This is a genomic window from Pseudomonas sp. GL-R-26, from assembly GCF_019947365.1.
GTDB lineage: Bacteria > Pseudomonadota > Gammaproteobacteria > Pseudomonadales > Pseudomonadaceae > Aquipseudomonas.
Window position 1 is genome coordinate 1 of the sequence record NZ_JAGYGI010000050.1, and the last position, 19,325, is coordinate 19,325.

A 19,325-nucleotide genomic window follows, 5' to 3' on the forward strand; every position below is an offset into this window, starting at 1 on the left:
GGTTTCAATCGGTGCTGGGGGCGGTGATAGCGGCGTCCCTGATCGGGTTACTGATAACCCCGGTGTTCTCGCGTATCACCAAGTTCTTCCCGCCGCTGGTGACCGGCATCGTGATTACCACCATCGGCCTGACGCTGATGCCGGTCGCCGCGCGCTGGGCAATGGGTGGCAACAGCCATGCGCCGGACTTCGGTAGCATGGCGAACATCGGTCTGGCGGCGGTAACGCTGATGCTGGTACTGCTGCTGAGCAAAATCGGCAGTGCGACCATCTCCCGCCTGTCGATTCTGCTGGCCATGGTCGTCGGTACGGTGATCGCGGTGTTCCTTGGCATGGCGGATTTCTCGTCCGTGACCCAAGGCCCGATGTTCGGCTTCCCGACGCCGTTCCACTTCGGCATGCCGACCTTCCACTTCGCTGCGATCCTGTCGATGTGCATCGTGGTGATGGTGACGCTGGTGGAGACCTCGGCGGACATTCTGGCCGTCGGTGAGATCATCGGTACCAAGGTTGACTCCAAGCGCCTGGGCAACGGTCTGCGCGCCGACATGCTGTCGAGCATGTTCGCGCCGATCTTCGGTTCCTTCACCCAGAGTGCCTTCGCCCAGAACGTCGGGCTGGTGGCGGTCACCGGCATCAAGAGCCGCTACGTGGTGGCCACTGGCGGTGTGTTCCTGGTGCTCCTCGGCCTGCTGCCGTTCATGGGCCGGGTGATCGCCGCCGTACCGACCTCCGTACTGGGTGGTGCCGGCATCGTACTGTTCGGTACCGTCGCGGCCAGCGGCATTCGGACCTTGTCCAAGGTCGACTACCGCAACAACGTCAACCTGATCATCGTCGCGACCTCGATCGGCTTTGGCATGATCCCGATCGCGGCGCCGAACTTCTACGATCACTTCCCGAGCTGGTTCGCGACCATTTTCCATTCGGGCATCAGTTCCTCGGCGATCATGGCCATCGTGCTCAACCTGACCTTCAACCACCTCACCGCCGGTAACTCCGACCAGCAATCGGTGTTTGCGGCCGGTACCGAGCGAGTGCTGCGTTATCAGGATCTGGCGGCGTTGCGCGAAGGGGATTACTTCAGCGATGGAAAGCTTCACGACTGCGATGGCAAGGAAATTCCGGTGGTTGAGGTGGACCACGGGCATGGCGAGCCACACGCGGTGCATGCGAAAAGCAGTGAGCATGTCTGACGTTTGAACGAATGAAAAAAAGGCCGATCTGTTGAGTGACAGATCGGCCTTTTGCATTCATGCGGTCTCTATTGCTCGCTTTGCGTCCAGCGCCCCATCAACGTATTGGACGGCAGTTGTTCATCCAACAGCTTTCTCGCCGTTTCCACCCCTGCCACCGGCAGCCCTTCAGGGTTCAACAAGCCAATTTGCACTAGCACGCTGGCCTGGTCCCAGTAGATATGCTCGTGGTACAGCTTGTCCCCTCGGAACTTGATCACCCCCAGCATCGGAATCTCGACGTACTTCCCGGTCGGTGCCACGTTGGGCAGCATCCAGTCGATTTCGGTGCTGTGGGTGAAGCACATGATGAATTCGTCGACGATCTGCAAGGCGCCGATGGTGCGGGAAATAGGGATGAGCTTCATGTCCGGCGGATTGCCGTGGACAAAATGGTGTTGGTAGAAGCGGCTGAGTTCCCTGGCGCCGACGCCGCCGGTCATGGTCGGAATATGGTTGACGTAGGGTTCGGCGACCATGGTAGCCATGGTGGCGGGCACGTCGCGGGTGTCGAACTCGTGGCGGATGTGTTCTTCCCACAGGGCTGACAGGTTGAAGTGGGGGCCGATCTCGCGCTTGAGTGCGGCGATGCTGCGTTCATGGGCCATCAGCGAGGCAGGCTTATCGTAGTGTGGGCTGCCGGCTCGGGCGAAGGCATGGTCGACGCCTGGGTACACGTAGATTTCGGTTTTGTCGTTGCCAGCCAGGTGTTCGCTGATCCGGGCGCGAGCACTGGCGTCGCAGTAGCCATCGTTTTCGGCAAAATGCAGGACCAAACGGCCCTTGAGGTTTTCCGATTCGTGCAGCAGGTGTTCGATGCCCATGCCGTAGTAGCCGACGGCGCAAGCCACATCGGTGCGCGTGGCGGTCAGCCAGGCCAGCTTGCCACCCATGCAGAAGCCGACATAACCCAGGCCCGCGCCTTCGACTTCAGGCAGTGCACGCAGGGCTTTTAAGCAGGCGTCGATGTCGGTGATGGCCTTGTCCACGTCCAGGCGCTGGAACAGGTCGACGGCAACGGCAAAATCCGTTTCGGTGTAACCCAGATCAATGCCAGGCTGCTGGCGCCAGAACAGGTCCGGCACCAGCGCCACATAGCCTTCCTCGGCATAAAAATCGGCCACCGCGCGCATATTGGCGTTGACCCCGAAAATCTCCTGGCCGATCACCACCCCGGGGCCTTTACCGCTGGCCGGCATGGCCAGGTAACCGCTGAACGTGGCGCTGCTGTCCGTTGCCCGGATCTCAATCATCTTGCCCATGTCATCTACCTCATTCGGTTATCAGATTTATTGGCTGTCACGGTGTTGTTGGAACCACACGCGCGGCGACACGCCGCGGTCTGGTCCGAGAATCGAAAAGCCGCCGTCCACTGGTACATCGACACCGGTCATCCAGCCGGCACCGGCACTGCACAGAAAGGCCACAACGCTGCCGATCTCATGGCCCCGGCCGATGCGTCCGAGCGGGTGAAAGGGTGCCCCGACCCGATCGGCCAGCTGCGGGTCGTTGTCGCTGAACTCGGCGACGCTGGGCGACCAGGTCCAGGCCGGGGATACGCTCAGCACCCGGATTTGTTCCGGGGCCAGGGTCATGGCCAGGTTTTTTGTCAGTTGCAGGATGCCGGCCTTGGAGGCGGGGTAGAGCGCGCGCCCGGCCGCGCCGAACTTGCCGCCGGTGCTGCCGATGTTGATCACCACGCCGCCGCTGGGCAGATGCACGGCGGCCTTCTGGGTAAAGATCGCCGCCGACACCAGATTGACGTTGAGGGTTTTCAGCCACTGCGCGCGATCCGAAGCCAGCCCCTGATCGGCGTACAGGCAAGCGTTGTTGACCAGAATGTCGAGCCTGCCGAAGCGGGCCAGCGTGGCAGCGATGCACGCGTCGATGTCTTCGTCGCGCTCCACATCGCAGGCGCAAAATCCGCAACCCAACGCTTGCGCCAATGCCATACCACTGTCGGCGTTGCGCCCCACCAGCATCACCCGGGCACCCTCAGCCAACAGTTGCCGAGCGATATCCAGACCCAGCCCCTGCGTGCTGCCGGTCACAATCGCCACTTTGCCTTCGAGCATCATGACAAGTCCTCCAGAGCTTCGTTGACGTGACTGATACGGGCGATCAGCGCCATGCTCGCCAGTGATGCCGCGTGTGCACCGGTGTCCGCGCTGGCGCAGGCATCCGCTGCGACCGTCACCTCGAAACCGCAATCCACCGCATGGCGCACGGTGCTTTCCACCACCGAGTGGGTCGCCACGCCGGCGATCAACAGGTGCGAGGGATTGAATCGGCGCACCACGGTTTCCAGCGGCGAGCCATAAAACGCATTGATCCGGTTATGGGTGACGACGAACTCGTGGCGGCTGTTCAGTGGCGCCAGAGCGCTGAGGAACTCCGCGCCCCAACTGCCTTCCCGGGCCGCGCCAAGGGTGGCGACCGTGCGCAGGATCGGCGCGTTCTGGATCAGGTCGGCGTAGTCCGGTCGGAACGCCACACGCACGTGGACGATCGGCCAGCCCTTGGCGCGAGCGCCGGCGAGTAATCGGCCGGCCGCATCGAGCAGGGCGGCACGCACGCTGTCATCTGCCCCCAGCCCGACCCGAATCTTGCCTTCGGGGTGCAACACGTCATTCTGATAGTGCAGGGCGATCACCAGCGGCGTGTTCATCACACGAACACCTCAAGGTTGGCGAACACATCGTTGCAGTTGATGAGATCCACGCGTTTGAGCTGGATCTGCCAGCCACCACTGTCCCGGGCGGCCAATTTATAGGTGTAGCGACCGGCGAGCTGGCGTTGTTCCAGGCGCCATTCGCTGTACTGGAAGCTGGCGCTGACCACCAGCAGGCCCTGGGCGTCGAGACCCTCGACCATCACATTACCGACCAGGTGCGCGGTTTGGGTCTGCGGTTGCTGGGACCAGTTGCGGGCGTTTTCCACCCGACGGATCCGCACCTCGCGCAGCATGCGGTTTTCCCAGAACAGAGAGATATGGTCGAACGGGTTGGCTTGCTCGTGCTTGTGCGGCACCCAGTACATGCCGGTGTCGGTGAACAGCTTGTCCCACTCCCAGAAACGCCGTTCATCCAGCAGGCGCGCCTCCTGGTAAAGAAACTGTTCGATCTGGCGCAGGGTCTCGACGGGAACCTGGGCGGGAGTCAACTGGCGGGTGTCGACGTCGATTCGGCGGTCAAGCAGCATGGGTGCTTTCCTTGGCAATCAGGGTGGCGGTCATGAACTGTTTCCAGGCGGCGAACTGGTTGCGCATCGGCAGTTCGCTGGTGCCGTTGGTGGAGACTGCACCGTCCTCCAGCGGCTTATCGGTGCCCGCGTAGCGGTGCATGCTGATCCACTCGCCACCGCGGGTCATGTTGCCTTCCTGACAGCGAGCATAGACTTCGACGTCGTCAGGCATCACGTTGGAGGAGGGCGAGTTGATGACGTTGGCGTAGGTCAGCGCGCGGTCGAACACGGCATCCGGTGCACCTTTGCAGCGGAACGTCTGGATTTCGACCATGGTCTGGTCCACGGCGATGGGGCGGATGACCCGGAATTGCATGAACACCGTGTGCGGCGATCCGCTGCCGTAAATCACCGTGTTGTGGCGATTCATGCCCAGGATCTCCTTGGCGCGCTGCTCGCCGTAGGCCTGGCTCAGGCATTCGAAGTGGGCGCGGGAGACCTCGTCGCGCTCGGCGGCGGCCGGGTCGAAGATCGCTTCCATGTAGCCGTGGCCGTTGTGGTAGGCACGCAGCTCGAGTTTTTCCCAGAAGTCGTAGGGTTCGCCGTTACCGTCCATGATCAGCAGTTCGAAGGGCATTTCACCGATGGCTTGGGCTTCGTCACGCGCAGCGTCTACCGACGATTCGTGGGTCACGCGGGCGTGCATGGTGTCGTGCAGGTTCTCGTAGAACACTTTCCAGTTCGAGCGCTGCTGAACACGGAAGATGCCGCCGGCCACCTCGACTTCACCGACGGGCGAGCGGTCGCACAGGTTGTCGATGGAGGTGATGACGCCGCCCAGAAATGTTTTCAGGTCCGGTCCGAACGCCGCCTGGCTGGCGAACACGAAGCCGCGATAGGTCTCGACGCGGGCGACGCTGACCATGGAAAAATCCGGGTGCTTGGGGTCGTAGCAGGTGCCTTCGAAACCGCTCTTGAGCGGCGCCGACAAATGCTGGCCGTCGAGCTTGAAGGTCCAGGCGTGGTACGGGCAGCGGAAGAATTTGCCGACACTGCCGTCACCGTCAGCCACCAACTTGGCGCCCTTGTGCGGGCAGCGGTTGTACAGCACGCTGACCTGCTGGTTGGCGCCGCGCACCATGATCACGTCCTGATCGCCGATGCGCGTGGTGTGGTAGTCGCCGGGGTTCTTGACCTGGCTTTCATGGCCGACGTAGATCCAGGCATTGCCGTAGATGCGCTCCATCTCCAGCTTGAACAGGGTCGGGTCGGTGTAGACGCTCTTGTGTACGCTGTCCTCGCGGATCAAGGCAGCGATTTGCTCGTTGGTCGGTATCACGGGATGTCCTCGGCTTGTCACAGATCGAGCACCAGCAGCGCGCTGCTGGCACGGGAGACACAGGTACAGAAACTGCCGCTGGCGCGGTCGCGCTCCGACAGGCAGATGTCGCGGTGATCGGGCTGACCATCGATGACCTGGGCGACGCACACCCCGCAGTCACCCCGTCGGCAGTCGAACATCGGATCCAGGCCGGCCTGGAGCATGGCGTCCAGCACGCTTTGCCCGGCGGCCACTTGCAGGTTCACACCGCTTTCGCGCAGGTGCACCTCAAAGCCTTTATCGCCGGCCATTTCCAGGGCGCCGCTGAACAGTTCGTAATGCAAGTGATCTTCTGCCCAACCCTGTTCGCGAGCGCAGGCCAGCACGTTGTTGAGCATGGCGGTCGGGCCGCAGATGTAGAGGTGCAGGCCGGGTCTTGGCGCGGCCAGGATCGCGGCGGCAGGAAAACGCTTTTGCGGGTCGCCGCCGCTGATCCAGCAATGGTTGTTCAGGCAGGCGCGGGCCTCTGGCAGATAGGCCATCTGCGCTTCATTGCGACCGGCGTAGTGCAGGGTGAAGGGCTTGCCCGCCGCTTGCAGCGACCGGGCCATGCCAAGCATGGGCGTGATGCCGATGCCGCCTGCGATCAGTACTGCATGTTCGGTGTTTTCACACAGTGGGAAGTGGTTGCGTGGCGCATCGGCCAGCAGTTCATCGCCGACCTTGAGTGAGTGCACCCAGCGCGATCCACCGCTACTCGCTTCTTCGAGCTGGACGGCGATTTCGTAGTGTTGACTGTCGGGCAGGTTGACCAGCGAATAGGCCCGGCGTTGGGCGCGACTGCCCGGTACATGCAGCTCCAGATGGGCTCCGGCAGTGAAGTCCGGTAGCGGCTGGGCGTCGTTGGACACCAGCAGCACGCGGCGGATTCTGGGGGTCAGAGGATCGATTTGTTGGACCCTGAGCGAGAGGCTGGACATACGCAATTCCTGTCTGAATTCGTAGCCACTGTATGAAGCCTGAGAGGGTCAAAAAAGCCGCAAACGGCAAACCGGTATCCACATCTGGCGAGAGTGAATTGCAGGAGCGAGCGCGCTCCTGCAGGCAGGCTAACGCTTGAGGTGCTCAAGCAGGGCCCGCAAGTGTTCGCCATCCGCCTTGGCCAGATCGTCCAGCACCGCAAAGTGATGACACCCTGCAAGCTCGACAAGGCTCACGGCATGCCCCGCCTCGCGACAGGCACTGGCGTACTCGCGCGAGTGGCGGATCAACTCCGGCAACTCATCCCCGCCCACGGTCACCAACAACGGTGCGCCATCGCCGATCAGCCTTTGCGGGCTATAGCGCTCGATGTCCTCTTCGCTCAGTTGCAGCTTATCGTTTAGCCAGCAACGGCTGATGGGTTCAAGCTCCATCAGGCCGCTGATCGGCATGGCCAGGGTCACTAGCGGATGCCGGCGATACAGCGCGGTCAGATGGCCACCCGCCGAGTGCCCGCACAGCACCACCTGCTGACCGATGTTCAAGGCTTCGCGATGCGCAAGCAGGTAGTCCAGTGCCTTGCCGATCTGTCCGACGATGGTGCCCATGCTCGCCTCGGGCGCGAGGGTGTATTCCAGCAAACCGACATTGAAACCCGCTTCGATCAGGCCCTCTGCGATAAAGGCGTAGTCGTCCTTGTCCGAGGCTTGCCAGTAACCGCCATGAATGAACAGCAGTGTCGGCGCCCCGGCATTCGCCTGGGCGTACCAGTCGAAACGCTCGCGCCTGGCATTGCCATACGACACATCACGCTGCCAGGCGTGGTTCGCATAGGTCTGGGCACTGCACTGGCGAAAACGCTGCATGATCTGTGGAAAATTACCCACGGCTGCGACGTTGTTGTAAGCCTGATTGAGGTCCATGGCTGCTCACACTCCCAGGTAGCGTTGCGACAGTTCGGGTTGAGCCGCCAGCTCCACCGGTGTGCCATCCCAGACCTGGCGCCCCTTCTCGATGATGTGATGACGGTCGACCACCCGCGCCATTTCCTTGAGGTTCTTGTCGATCACCAGAATTGTCTCGCCCTCGGCCTTGAGGGTGGCCAGGCAACTCCAGATCTGCTCGCGAATGATCGGTGCAAGGCCTTCAGTGGCTTCGTCGAGAATCAGCAGGCTGGGGTTGGTCAACAGCGCGCGGCCGACCACCAGCATCTGCTGCTCGCCGCCCGACAGGGTGCGTGACAGCTGCTCCTGGCGCTCCAGCAAACGCGGGAACAGTTCATAGACCCGCGCCAAATCCCACTTGCCCCGCGTGGCGGTGGCCAGCAGATTTTCCCGCACGCTCAAGGTGCCGAAGGCGCGGCGGCCCTCTGGCACCAGTCCGAGGCCGGCCTTGGCGATGCGATAGGGCGCAGCACCACGCATTTCCGTACCGTTGATGCGGATGCTGCCGGCGCTGGGCTTGAGCAACCCCATGATCGATTTGACCGTGGTGGTCTTGCCCATGCCGTTGCGGCCGATCAGCGACACCACCTGGCCCTGCTCGATACTCAGGTGCATGTCGAACAACACCTGGCTCAAGCCATAGCCCGCTTTCAAGCCTTGAACGTCAAGCATGTTCTTCTCCCAGGTAAGCGGCCCGCACTTGCGGGTCGTTGCGCACTTGTTCGACGCTGCCGGTCAGCACCGTCTGGCCGTACACCAGCACCGTGATGCGGTCGGCGAGGGCGAATACCGCGTCCATGTCGTGTTCGACCAGCAGGATCGCGTAACGGCCCTTGAGGCTGTGCAGCAGCTCGGTCATGCGCGCGGATTCGTCGGCACCCATCCCGGCCATCGGCTCATCGAGCAATAGCACCGAAGCTTCCTGAGCCAGAGCCAGGGCGATCTCCAGTTGCCGCCGTTCTCCATGGGAAAGTTCGTGGACCGGGTCTTGCGCGCGAAGGCCCAGGCCCACCTGCTGCAAGTAGCCCAGCGCCGGTTCCAGCAAACGGGTGTCGCGGCTCAGCGGACGCCACATGCCGAACGCCTTGCCGTCGCGGGCGGCGATGGCCAGGGCGACGTTCTCCAGCAGGGTGAACTCGGTATACAGCTGGCTGACCTGGAAGGCCCGCGCCAATCCCAGGCGCGGCCGCTGCCAGGCCGGTACGCGGGTGATGTCCTGGCCGTTGAGGTGAATCTGGCCGTGGTCGGGGAAAACTTCCCCGGCGATCTGCGCGATCAGCGTGGATTTACCGGCGCCGTTGGGGCCAATGATGGCGTGCAACTCGCCCTTGGCCAGTTCAAGGCTGGCGCCGTTGGTGGCGTTCACCGCGCCGAAGGCCTTGTGTAGATCACGAATCGATAGCTGTGCGCTCATGGGCGTACCTCCACGGCGGCGTTCGGTTTGATGGCAACCACCTTCGGTTTGCGCTGCAACAGGCTTAGCAGCAATCCGTAGACGCCTTTCTTGCCGAACAGCACCACCAGTAACAGCAGGGGGCCGAAGATCAGCATCCAGTGCTCGGTCCACTGGCTCAGTACCTGTTCGAGCCCCAGGTAGGTCGCCGCGCCCAGCAGTGGGCCGAGCAGGGTGCCGACGCCGCCGAGGATCACCATCGCCATCAGTTCGCCGGACTTCTGCCAGGCGCCCATGTCGGGGCTGACGAACAGCGCGTAGTTGGCCCACAGAATCCCCGCCAGGCCACCGCCGGTGCCGGCGATCACAAACGCCGTCAGGCGATAGCGCAAGGGTTTGAGGCCCAGGCTGACGCTGCGCCGCTCGCTCTGCTTGAGCCCGCGCAGCACAAAACCAAATCGTGAATTGACCAGTCGCCGACACAGCAGCAACCAGCCGGCCAGCAAGACCACGCACAGGTAGTAGAAGTGGTTGGCGTCGCCCAGATCCAGTGCGCCGAAGGTATTGCGCTCGTTGAGCAGAATGCCGTCGTCGCCGCCGTACAGCGATAGCGAGCCGAGCACGAAGTAGAGCATCTGGCCGAACGCCAGTGTGATCATGATGAACTGCACGCCGCTGGTGCGCAGCGACAGATAACCCACCAGCAGCGAGAGCAGCGCGCACACCAGCAGGGCCAGGGGCCACACCACCAGCGCGCTGTTGCTGCCTTCCCAGCCCCACAGCGGCAGGCCTTGCGAGGTGTGAAAGGCAACGATGCCGACGATATAACCGCCCAGGCCGAAGAATGCGGCGTGGCCGAAGCTGACCATGGCGCCATATCCGATCAGCAGGTCCAGGCTGATGGCCGCCATGCCGTAGATCGCAAGGCGGGTGAAGAAGCTGACCAGGTAGGGTTCGTGCAGCCAGTGGGCCAGCAACGGCATGCAGGCGAAGGTCGCCAGGCACGCAAGGTCGATGATAAGGCGTGGTGACATGGCGTTCTCCTCAGGCACGGGTCGGTAGCAGGCCGCGCGGACGCACCAGCAGCACCAGGGCCATGACGATGTAGGCGCTGGCGGAAATCAGCCCGGCGCTCAGGGTGCCGCTGGTTTCGCTGGGCAGCAGTTGGTCCAGCAGCGGCGGAATGTAGGCACGGCCCAGGCTGTCGACCATGCCGATCAGCAAGGCTCCCACCAACGCGCCGCGCACCGAGCCGACACCGCCGACGACGATGACCACGAAGGTGGTGATCAAGATCTTTTCACCCATGCCGATCTCCACCGACAGCAGCGGTGCCGCCATGAAACCGGCCAGGCCGCACAGCACGCAGCCGAATACGAACACCAAGGTGTACAGCCGGGCGATGTTGACGCCCAGCGCGCCGACCATTTCATGGTCGTCGGCACCGGCGCGAATCAGCATGCCCAAGCGCGTGTGGTTGATCAGCAGCCACATGCCGACTGCCACCACCAGCCCTGCGGCGATAAATAGCAGCCGGCTGACCGGGTACATCAGCCCCGGCAGCACTTCGACAAAACTTGAATACCATTCGGGCGTGGGCATCGCCGGTGGGCTGCGGCCGAAGATCAGGGTCAGCAGTTCGTTGCTGAAAAACACCACGGCCAAAGTCGCCAGCACCTGATCCAGGTGATCGCGATTGTAGAGGCGGCGCATGATCGAGGTTTCGATCAGCGCGCCGTAACAGGCCGAACCGATCAACGCGGCCAGGCCGCCGAGCCAGAACGAACCGGTGGCCATGGCGGTGTAGGCGGCGCAGAAAGCACCCACCATGTAAAAGGCGCCGTGGGCCAGGTTGATCACGCCCATGATGCCGAAAATCAGGGTCAGGCCTGAGGCCAGCAGAAACAGCAAGGCGCTGTATTGCAGGCCGTTGAGAATCTGTTCGAGCAATAACATGACTGCGTTCCTCATGAAAACGCCCCGCAGCTGTACTGCAGGGCGAGGACGGGGCTCAGGTGCCGGTCAGATCGAGCATTGAGCTGCGTAGCTGTCGACGTGGTGGGTCGCCAGGGTCTTGATCGGCACTTCGATCAGCTTGCCGTCGGCGCCGGTCTGCACTTGCAGCAGGTACCAGTCGATCACCGGGTGCTGGTTTTGGGCGAAACTGAAATCACCGCGAATGGAATCGAACTTGACGTTCTTCATGGCCGTGCGGAAGGCCGCCTGGTCTTTGAGATTGCCCTGGGAGGTTTTCAGCGCGGCGCCGATCAGCCGGGCCGTGTCGTAAGTCTGGGCGGCATACACCGTCGGGACGCGTTTGTATTTCTCGGTGAATGCCTTGACGAAGGCCTGGTTGGCCGGGTTGTCCGATTGCGGGTTCCACAGGGTGACGATGTTGGTGCCCTTGGCCACTTCGCCGGTGGCGGCGAGCATGCGTTCATCCATGGAGAACACCGGTACCACCATCGGGATTTGCGCCGACAGGCCCGAGCCGCCGTATTGCTTGGCGAAGTTGATGCCGCCGCCGCCCGGGTGAAACTGGAAGATCGCATCCGGCGCCAGCGCACGCACGCGCGCCAGCTCCACCGAGAAATCCAGCTGGTTGAGCTTGGTGTAGATCTCGGTCACTTCGCCCTTGAAGGTGCGCTTGAAGCCGGCCAGTGCGTCACGGCCGCCCTGATAGTTGGGTGCCAGGATCACCATTTTCTTGTAGCCCAGCTCATTGGCGGCGATCCCGGCCATTTCGTGCGGGGTGTCGTTCTGGTAGGAGCCGACAAAGTAGTTGGCCATGCACTTTTCACCGGCCAGGGTCGAGGGCGCGGTGTTGTTGCTGACGTAGAAACCGTCCTTGGTGGCGGTGTTGATCACGGCTGCCAGCACGTTGGAGAAAATCACCCCGGTGTACAGCGAGATACCGTCCAGGCTCATGCGGTCGGCGATCTGCTTGGCCTTGGCCGGTTGCAGGCCATCATCTTCCACGATGAGTTGCACCGGCACGCCGCCGAGCTTGCCGCCTTCCTGATCGATCGCCAGCTGAAAGCCATCTCGCGAGTCTTCGCCCAGATAGCCGGCGGGGGTGGAGAGGGTGGTGATGAAGCCGATTCGGACAGGCTCCACGGCCTGGGCAGCCGTCGCTGCGCAGAGGGAGGTTGCCAGACATGCACGCAATACCAGGTTTTTCATGAGGCGGCCTATGAAGTAGGTCGTGCCAACGCACGGTAGATATCGATGAGGGCAGTGATTCAGTGTTCGGTCGGGCCGATTGATTGTTGTTATGGGTCGCTGTGTCAGCTGTTGCTCTCGGTGAACTTCTCCAGGTAAAGGCGGCTTTGATCCAGGCCGTGCTGCTGGCGCCAGTCCTTGATCGACTCGACCATCGGCGGCGGGCCGCACAGGTACAGGTCGAACGGCTGGTCACGCAGCTCGGCCAACTCCAGGTGTTCGGCGATATAGCCGGTCTTGCCCGGCCAGTCGGGGTTGGGGGTGCTGACCACGGGCGTGAAACGGAACCCCGGGATCCTTGCGGCATAGGCCTCGATGCGCGAGACCTCGCACAGGTCCGCGGCCTCGCGCACGCCGTAGTAGAGGTGTACCGGGTGAGCACAGCCATGTTGGTCGGCGATCTGCTCGAGCATGCCCAGGAATGCCGACAGCCCGGTGCCGCCAGCCACCATCACCAGCGGGCGGTCGATATGGCGCAAGTAGAAGGCTCCTAGCGGCGCTTCCATGTGAATCACATCACCGACCTGGCAGCGATCGCGCACGTAGTCGGTCATCACGCCGCTGGGCAGCAGGCGAATGAGGAACTGCAGGTTGCTGCTGCCCGGCGCGCAGGCAAAGGAGTACGAGCGCCGATGCTCGGTGCCCGGGACTTGCAGGCGCGCGTACTGGCCCGGCAGATAGTCCAGCGCCGCGCCCGCTGCGCCCACTTCCACGTGCACGATGGCGGTGGTTGGGGAGACCTGTCGCACCTCGCTCACGGTGCCTTGCAGGCTGCTCGGGCCGCTACTGCCGCAGAGGATCGAGTCGAAGTCGAAGTAGAAAGTGGCGTCCGACTGTACGCGCGTCTGGCAGGTCAGCACCTTGCGCTCAGCCAGGTCGCTGGCCGACAGCGCTTCATCGTCCACGTAGTCCTGGGTGTACTGCCCGGATTCACAGCGGCCCTGGCAGGTCGCGCAAACCCCTTCGCGGCAGTCCAACGGAATCTTGATCCCGCTGCGCAGGGCCGCGTCGAGCAGGATTTCATTGTTCTGCACGTTGCAGAAGAGAGTTTTACCGTCGGCGAAACTGAAGGCGACCTTGTACGTCATGAGCGTTAATCCGCAGGGTTCAGAGATGGTAGAAATCGAGCACGGAGTTGATCGTGTCGTTGAGCAGCACCACGTGTTTGCGGGCGATTTTCCAGCTCTCGCCGTCGGGGCGCAGACGGTACGTGGCGCGGCCGAAGAACTGCTCGGCGGTCTGCATGCGGTAGTACAGGGTGCTCCAGTTGACGCGCACCTCCAGCTCATCGTCCTGCAGCGGCGCGATGCGCACGTTGCTGATCAGGTGGAGGGTGCGCGGCATCGGGATGGTCGACGCCGCCTTGCCGGTGCGAATGCGGAACACCCGGTCTTCCAGGCCGCCCCGGTTGGGGTAATAGATCAGCGACATGCCTTTTTTCGGGTCGGTGGTGTAGACGTGCTCCGAATCCCATTGCGGCAGGTGGAATTCGCTGTCGTCGCTGAACATGGCCAGATAGGTGTCCCAGTCCTGGGCATCACAGGCCTCGGCTTTGCGGTAAAGAAATTGCTCGACGCGATATTGCAGTTGGGAATTCATGTTCACACCTCACGCAGTTTCAACGGTTGTTGTTCGGCCGCCTTGCGCGCCAGGCCTTCGAGCAAAAAGCGCTGCCAGTTGGTGTGCTGGTTGACGTACAGGCCTTCATGGGTGAACTCGGTGCCGGTGAGTGCCGGAGTGATGCCAATGGTTTCGCTGTTGCGGGTGGCGCCTGCGACCCACTTGCCTTCGCCACGGGAAATGTCGCTCCAGCGTTCCAGACGGGCCTGAAAGCCGCGCTGGGCTTCACGAAACTCCACCAGGTCATCGGGGGTGCCCATACCGGACACGTTGAAGAAGTCTTCGAACTGGCGAATGCGGTTTTCCCGATCCGCATCCGACTCGCCGACCACGCCCAGGCAGAAGCTGTTGATTTCGGTCTTGTTCCAGGCCAGCGGGCGGATGATCCGCAACTGCGAGCTGATCTGGTCGAGGAAGAACATGCTCGGGTAGACGTTCAGGTTGCGCAGGCGGTGCATCATCCACTCGGCCTTGCCCTGGCCGTGTTCCTTGACCAGGCGCGGCATGATGGTGGCGTAGCCCGGGCGCACGGAAGGGTTGGGCATGTCGCTGAACAGCACGCTGTGGCCGTTGTGGAAGGCGAACCAGCCGTCGTCGGTTTCCTTGTCGCCGGCACCCAGCTTGCTGTAGTCCAGGGTGTCGCCCGCGCTCAGGCCTTTTTCGGCGTTGACCTGCTGGCGGTGCTGCACGGTGGCCACGTAGTTGTAGTGGACAGTGCTGACGTGATAACCGTCCAGGCCGTTCTCGTTCTGCAGTTTCCAGTTGCCTTCGTAGGTGTAGGCCGACTTGCCCGGTAGCACTTCGAGCTGACCGGTCGGCGACTGCGCCACCATCATGTCGAAGAACACCTTGGCGTCACCGAGGAAGTCTTCCAGGGTGTCGGTGCCCTCCACGTCGAGGCTGACGAACACAAAGCCGTTGTAGCTTTCGATACGGGCTTTTTTCAGACCGCGGGTGGCCTTGTCGAAACCTTCGGGGTATTCGCCCGGCGCCTTGACCTTCACCAGGCGGCCGTCGCTTTTGTAGCACCAGGCGTGGAAAGGGCAGGTGAAGGTCGACTGGTTGCCCTTGCCGACGCGGGTGAGTGTGGTGCCGCGGTGCTGGCAGGCGTTGATCAGGGCGTTGAGACGACCTTCCCCGTCGCGGGTGATGATCAGTGGCTGGCGCCCGGCCCGCATCGTCATGAAGTCGTGATTATTGGCTATCTCGCTTTCGTGGCAGGCGTAGATCCAGTTCTTCTCGAAAATCAGTTCCATTTCCAGGTCGAATAGTTCCGGGTCGGTAAACATATCGCGGGCAATGCGATAAACCCCGTCTTGCGGGCGGAAGTCCAGGCAACTTTCTATATAACTTTTCCACTGTTCGATGCTTCGTGCAGTTGTCATTTCCCAGTCCTCGGCCAATGGGCTAATTCATGGCTTCATTTAATGACGTGGTGGCTGGCAGGGTCTATCCGCTTATTAGTGGAAACCCATCCGGAAAATAAGCCCTGTTCCTCGGTTGTCGGTGAGTTATCCCCGTAAACACTGGCTTCTGTCGCGCTCGTCGGCTGAGCAAATGGCTATTTGTCGTTCAGTAACGGGATAGCCGCTGACGAACTTGTTGCGGCTTAATTTCAATCGAAGCACCACCAGAGTGTCTCGCCGCAGGTCGCTGGAAACTGCCATTTCTCATGGCCTTGGGTTCCGTACCAGAAGTGCCTTCTATTCATGTGTTGCTATATAAGCGGCAGGGGGAAGAAATAACATGTTGCATAAAGCGTGGTTAGTTCGGGGGGTTCAAGCAGTTGGCTTGTTGACGCCATTGTTGGTACAGGCAGATGTGGTCAATGACAGCAAGCTGACGCTGGGTACCCGCAACTTTTACATTGATCGGGATTACAAGGAGAACAACCCGCCCCATTCGCGAGTGGGCAGTTGGACCCAGGGTTTCGACCTGCGTTTCGCCTCCGGCTATACCGAAGGCCCGGTGCAGTTCGGCCTCGATGCGGAGGCGCAGTATGCCTATCGTCTGGACGGCGGTGGCGGGCGCGGCGATGACACCATCATCCCTTACAGCCAGAGCCGTCAGGAGCAGGCCGATGAATACGGCCGTGGCGGTGTGACGCTGAAAATGCGCTATTCGAAAACCGAGCTGAAAGTCGGTGAGTTGCGGCCGTTACTGCCAGTGGTGATCATTGACGATTCGCGCCAACTGGTCACGACCTATCGCGGTGCCTTGCTCGAGTCCAAGGAAGTCGACCGTCTGACCTTGACCGCCGGACGGCTGACGGAGATCGGGGCGCGTAATTCCTCCAACTACGAAAAGCTGTACCTGCAGACCGGCTCCGGCGTGCGCCACGGCAGCGACGGCCTTAACCTCGCTGGCGCCAGTTATGCCTTCACCCCTTCGTTGACCGGCACCTACTTCTACGCGCAACTGGAAGACATCTATCAGCAGCACTACCTGGGTATCACCCATCTGGCTGATCTGGGCGGCGGTTATGGGCTAAAGACCGACCTGCGTTACTTCAACAACAGCGAAGACGGCGATGCCCTCTACGGCGACATCGACAACCGTTCCTACGGTGCAATGACCTCGCTGAAAAAGGGCGGGCACCGCTTCGGCGTGGGGTACCAGCGCATGCTCGGTGACAGCAACTTTCCGACCCTGGGCGGTTATGTCCCGCAGCCGTTTCTGGTGAACTGGTCGCGGGTCGGGTTCATCAAGCCCAACGAAAAATCCTGGCAGGCCCGTTATGACTACGATTTCGCCGCCCTCGGCGTGCCCGGCCTGAATTTCATGACCCGCTACTTCAAGGGTACGTCGGTGGACCGTGGCGACAACCTCAGCCAGGCGGCGGAGCAGGAGCGTGACCTGGTGCTGTCTTATGTGGTGCAAAGTGGCCCGCTCAAAGGTGTGGGGGTGGAGGCCGGCAACGTCGTTGCCAAATTCAGCCACGGCAATGACTGGGTGGAGAACCGCCTGATCACCACTTACACCTGGAAATTTTGGTAACGTCCTGCCCTCAAATCGAACGCGATTGTGCGCTGAAGTGACGCCTTGGGTAGCGCATTACCCATGGCGTTGACCATGGCCGGCACCGTTGCTGTGCGCGTCAACGTCGCTCAACGCGTTCGATATCCAGATAGTTTCCGATTACTAGCCAAAAAATGCGGATATCGCCTGTTCGCACCGGCTGGGCATAGCCCTTGCAAACCCAATGTAAATACGCGCCGAAGAGCGTGTCGATGTCTATTGCCGTGGGTGTACTGAGATGACCGAACCAAATGTTGCCCAGTTTCGAGATATCCGCATAGATCGCTACGACCTGGCCGGTGCCCGTGCGTGGATGGCCGGTATTTGCGGGCCGCACGAACTGCAGACTAGCCAGCCAAACCGGATTCAGTTTCACCACAAGGCCAATGTGTTCAAATCGATGTCCACGACCTTGGGCAGGATGGAATACGGCACCGACGTGACCATCGGCGTCGAGGATGCCGAACACCTCAATTGCTACAGTCTCAGCCTGCCGATTCGCGGCGAGCAGGAGCTGGTCAAGGACGGTCGCCGGTTGTACTCCAGCCAGGACCAGGGCCTGATCGTGACCCCCCACGAAACCCAGGCGCTGACCATGGCCGGTGACTGCCACAAGATCTCCGTGGTGATCACCCGCATGGCTATGCGCCAGACCCTGGAAGGCATGCTGCAGCGCCCGCTGGAAATGCCGCTGAAATTCGAGCCGGTGATGGACGCGGTCAACGGTGCCTCTGCCTCCTGGTGGCGGCTGGCCCGTTACTACATCGATGAGCTGGAGCGCGGCCAGGGTCTGTTCAATCAAGTGTTCTTCACCCGCGATATCGAAAGTGCGCTGATCAAGGGTCTGATCCTTTCCCAGCCCAACAACTACAGTGCCGAACTGCGTGACCAACTGGGCGTCAAGTTGCCGTACTACCTGGTGCGCGCCAAGGACTTCATCGAAAGCAACGCCCGCGAAGACATGCACCTGGAAGACATCGAGGCGGCAGCAGGTGTGTCCCGCTTCAAACTGTTCGAAGGCTTTCGCAAGCACTTCGGCGTCTCGCCCATGGCTTACCTGAAAAAGTATCGCCTCGGCGCGGTGCGCCAGGAAATCCTAGAAGACGCCTCGGTGCGCAACATCTCGGTGATCGCGATGTGTTGGGGGTTCTCGCATCTGGGTCGGTTCGCCAGCGAGTACCGCAAGCTGTTCAACGAAACGCCCAGCGCCACTCTGCAACGCAGCGAAGCTCGTCGCAATCGGTCGCTTTGAGATGACGACCTTACAAGCCGCCACCGCCAACAGCGTGGGCCTGAACTTGTCGCTGATGTGCCGCGAGCCGGTCTTCACCAGCCGCTCGGCGCAGGAAACCCAGCGTTTGATGGGGCAAGCGCTGGTGGAACATGAGTTGGATTGGCCACGGGGCGGCGTCGATACGGCGCTCTATCGTGGCCAGGTTGCCAGCTGCGAACTCTATGCGCTGCGCTACGGTGGCCAGGTAGAAATCCGGCCGCAGCCTTTCGAAGATTTCGTGCTGGTACAGATGCCGCTGCGCGGCAGGGCCACCCTGGATTCCGACGGCATGGGCTATAGCGTCAGCCCTGGAGAAGTGGCGATTCTGTCCCCGCGTGAGCAGGCTCGAGTGGTGTGGGAGGAGGGCTGCGAGCAACTGATCCTCAAACTGCCTCGGGCATTGCTCGACGCCAGCCAGAGGGCGCTGGCCGACGACTTGCCATCGGGCTTCACGCTGGCACCGGTCAGCCGCCTGCAACGGCCACTGGCGATGCGCTGGTTTCGACTGGTCAGCGAGTTGCTGGAGCATTTGCCCGAGGGCGAAGCAAGCGCAACGCCTTCGCGCTGGTTGCAGCATCTGGAGCAAAGCCTGCCGCTGTTTCTGCTCAGCCATTGTGGCATTGCGCAACAAGAGTCGCTGTCGCCGCGGCAGCCCACCCGCCAACTGCAAAAAATCGACGCTTGTATGCGCGAACACCTTGTCCGGGGCATCACTCTGGCTGAACTGGCGGTTGCCGTTGGGGTGAGCATCCGCAGCTTGAACACCTTGTGCCAGCGCGAATACGGTCAAAGCCCGATGGACCGCTTGCGCGGATTACGGCTTGAAGCCGCCCGGGAGTTCATGCTGGCGAGGCCGAATTCCAGCGTGACTGAAGTGGCGCTGGAGTTCGGGTTCGGGCATGTGGGGCGGTTTGCCAATTACTATCGGCAGCGGTTTGGAGAGTTGCCGAAGCAGACGATGAAGTCTCAGGCATGAGCGGGTTCAGCTGAATCCCGGCCGGCAGCGCCAATCGAGTAGGAGGCGGATTTACATCCGCCGTCCTCTCACACCACCGTACGTACGGTTCCGTATACGGCGGTTCAGGTTAAGCGGTTAAGCCGGGTTATCGTGTCCAGTATTGAGACCAGCCCGAGT

Annotated in this window: 19 protein-coding genes; 4 read left to right on the forward strand and 15 right to left on the reverse strand. The window is 61.7% G+C overall.

Features of this window, described 5'->3' with window-relative positions; translation table 11 throughout:
• Positions 1-1,196 (forward strand): nucleobase:cation symporter-2 family protein (locus tag KGA96_RS28410; RefSeq protein ID WP_223515846.1); only part of this gene is annotated, 1,196 nt, incomplete at its 5' end.
• A 68-nt stretch (positions 1,197-1,264) separates the two neighbouring features.
• Here KGA96_RS28410 and KGA96_RS28415 read toward each other — a convergent pair.
• The 15 genes from KGA96_RS28415 to antA all read right to left on the reverse strand — a co-directional run bounded on the left by KGA96_RS28415 (position 1,265) and on the right by antA (position 15,284).
• Entirely contained in the window at positions 1,265-2,497 is a 1,233-nt protein-coding gene (locus KGA96_RS28415) for a dienelactone hydrolase family protein (RefSeq protein WP_046038139.1), read from the reverse strand.
• Between the two features lie 27 nt (positions 2,498-2,524).
• A complete protein-coding gene (locus KGA96_RS28420; RefSeq protein ID WP_046038141.1) occupies positions 2,525-3,313 on the reverse strand; it encodes an SDR family oxidoreductase in 789 nt (262 codons plus the stop codon).
• Entirely contained in the window at positions 3,310-3,903 is a 594-nt protein-coding gene (locus KGA96_RS28425; RefSeq protein ID WP_046038143.1) for a cysteine hydrolase family protein, read from the reverse strand. The genes KGA96_RS28420 and KGA96_RS28425 overlap by 4 nt, the downstream gene beginning before the upstream one ends.
• Positions 3,903-4,436 carry an aromatic-ring-hydroxylating dioxygenase subunit beta gene (locus tag KGA96_RS28430; RefSeq protein ID WP_046038145.1) on the reverse strand — a complete coding sequence of 178 codons (534 nt, stop codon included), beginning with the start codon at positions 4,434-4,436 and terminating at the stop codon, positions 3,903-3,905. The genes KGA96_RS28425 and KGA96_RS28430 overlap by 1 nt, the downstream gene beginning before the upstream one ends.
• Complete coding sequence (locus KGA96_RS28435; RefSeq protein ID WP_046038147.1) at positions 4,426-5,757, reverse strand: aromatic ring-hydroxylating dioxygenase subunit alpha; 1,332 nt, start codon at positions 5,755-5,757, stop codon at positions 4,426-4,428. The genes KGA96_RS28430 and KGA96_RS28435 overlap by 11 nt, the downstream gene beginning before the upstream one ends.
• A gap of 17 nt (positions 5,758-5,774) precedes the next feature.
• Complete coding sequence (locus KGA96_RS28440; protein WP_046038148.1) at positions 5,775-6,719, reverse strand: PDR/VanB family oxidoreductase; 945 nt, start codon at positions 6,717-6,719, stop codon at positions 5,775-5,777.
• 129 nt (positions 6,720-6,848) lie between these two features.
• On the reverse strand, positions 6,849-7,643 hold the full coding sequence (locus tag KGA96_RS28445; protein ID WP_046038150.1) for an alpha/beta hydrolase: 795 nt from the start codon (positions 7,641-7,643) through the stop codon (positions 6,849-6,851).
• A 6-nt stretch (positions 7,644-7,649) separates the two neighbouring features.
• Entirely contained in the window at positions 7,650-8,336 is a 687-nt protein-coding gene (locus tag KGA96_RS28450) for an ABC transporter ATP-binding protein (protein ID WP_046038151.1), read from the reverse strand.
• Entirely contained in the window at positions 8,329-9,078 is a 750-nt protein-coding gene (locus KGA96_RS28455; RefSeq protein WP_046038152.1) for an ABC transporter ATP-binding protein, read from the reverse strand. Before KGA96_RS28455 ends, KGA96_RS28450 begins: the two co-directional genes overlap by 8 nt.
• Positions 9,075-10,091 (reverse strand): branched-chain amino acid ABC transporter permease, encoded by a 1,017-nt coding sequence (locus KGA96_RS28460; RefSeq protein WP_046038153.1) that lies wholly within the window; start codon positions 10,089-10,091, stop codon positions 9,075-9,077. The genes KGA96_RS28455 and KGA96_RS28460 overlap by 4 nt, the downstream gene beginning before the upstream one ends.
• A gap of 10 nt (positions 10,092-10,101) precedes the next feature.
• Positions 10,102-11,013: a branched-chain amino acid ABC transporter permease gene (locus tag KGA96_RS28465; protein WP_223515849.1), complete on the reverse strand. Its 912-nt coding sequence runs from the start codon at positions 11,011-11,013 to the stop codon at positions 10,102-10,104.
• A 66-nt stretch (positions 11,014-11,079) separates the two neighbouring features.
• Positions 11,080-12,240 carry an ABC transporter substrate-binding protein gene (locus KGA96_RS28470; RefSeq protein WP_223515851.1) on the reverse strand — a complete coding sequence of 387 codons (1,161 nt, stop codon included), beginning with the start codon at positions 12,238-12,240 and terminating at the stop codon, positions 11,080-11,082.
• Between the two features lie 104 nt (positions 12,241-12,344).
• On the reverse strand, positions 12,345-13,367 hold the full coding sequence (gene antC / locus KGA96_RS28475; protein ID WP_223515855.1) for an anthranilate 1,2-dioxygenase electron transfer component AntC: 1,023 nt from the start codon (positions 13,365-13,367) through the stop codon (positions 12,345-12,347).
• A gap of 19 nt (positions 13,368-13,386) precedes the next feature.
• The gene (antB, locus tag KGA96_RS28480) at positions 13,387-13,878 is read right to left on the reverse strand and encodes an anthranilate 1,2-dioxygenase small subunit (RefSeq protein ID WP_046038158.1); all 492 of its coding nucleotides are present in this window, start codon (positions 13,876-13,878) and stop codon (positions 13,387-13,389) included.
• Positions 13,879-13,880: 2 nt separating this feature from the next.
• Positions 13,881-15,284 carry an anthranilate 1,2-dioxygenase large subunit gene (antA, locus tag KGA96_RS28485; protein WP_046038192.1) on the reverse strand — a complete coding sequence of 468 codons (1,404 nt, stop codon included), beginning with the start codon at positions 15,282-15,284 and terminating at the stop codon, positions 13,881-13,883.
• A 361-nt stretch (positions 15,285-15,645) separates the two neighbouring features.
• Here antA and KGA96_RS28490 point away from each other — a divergent pair, with 361 nt between their 5' ends.
• From KGA96_RS28490 to KGA96_RS28500, 3 genes are all read left to right on the forward strand, one after another.
• Positions 15,646-16,896 (forward strand): OprD family porin, encoded by a 1,251-nt coding sequence (locus KGA96_RS28490; RefSeq protein WP_046038159.1) that lies wholly within the window; start codon positions 15,646-15,648, stop codon positions 16,894-16,896.
• A gap of 259 nt (positions 16,897-17,155) precedes the next feature.
• Positions 17,156-18,169 (forward strand): AraC family transcriptional regulator, encoded by a 1,014-nt coding sequence (locus tag KGA96_RS28495; RefSeq protein ID WP_185754738.1) that lies wholly within the window; start codon positions 17,156-17,158, stop codon positions 18,167-18,169.
• Position 18,170: 1 nt separating this feature from the next.
• Entirely contained in the window at positions 18,171-19,166 is a 996-nt protein-coding gene (locus KGA96_RS28500) for an AraC family transcriptional regulator (protein ID WP_223515858.1), read from the forward strand.
• Positions 19,167-19,325 lie beyond the last annotated feature (159 nt).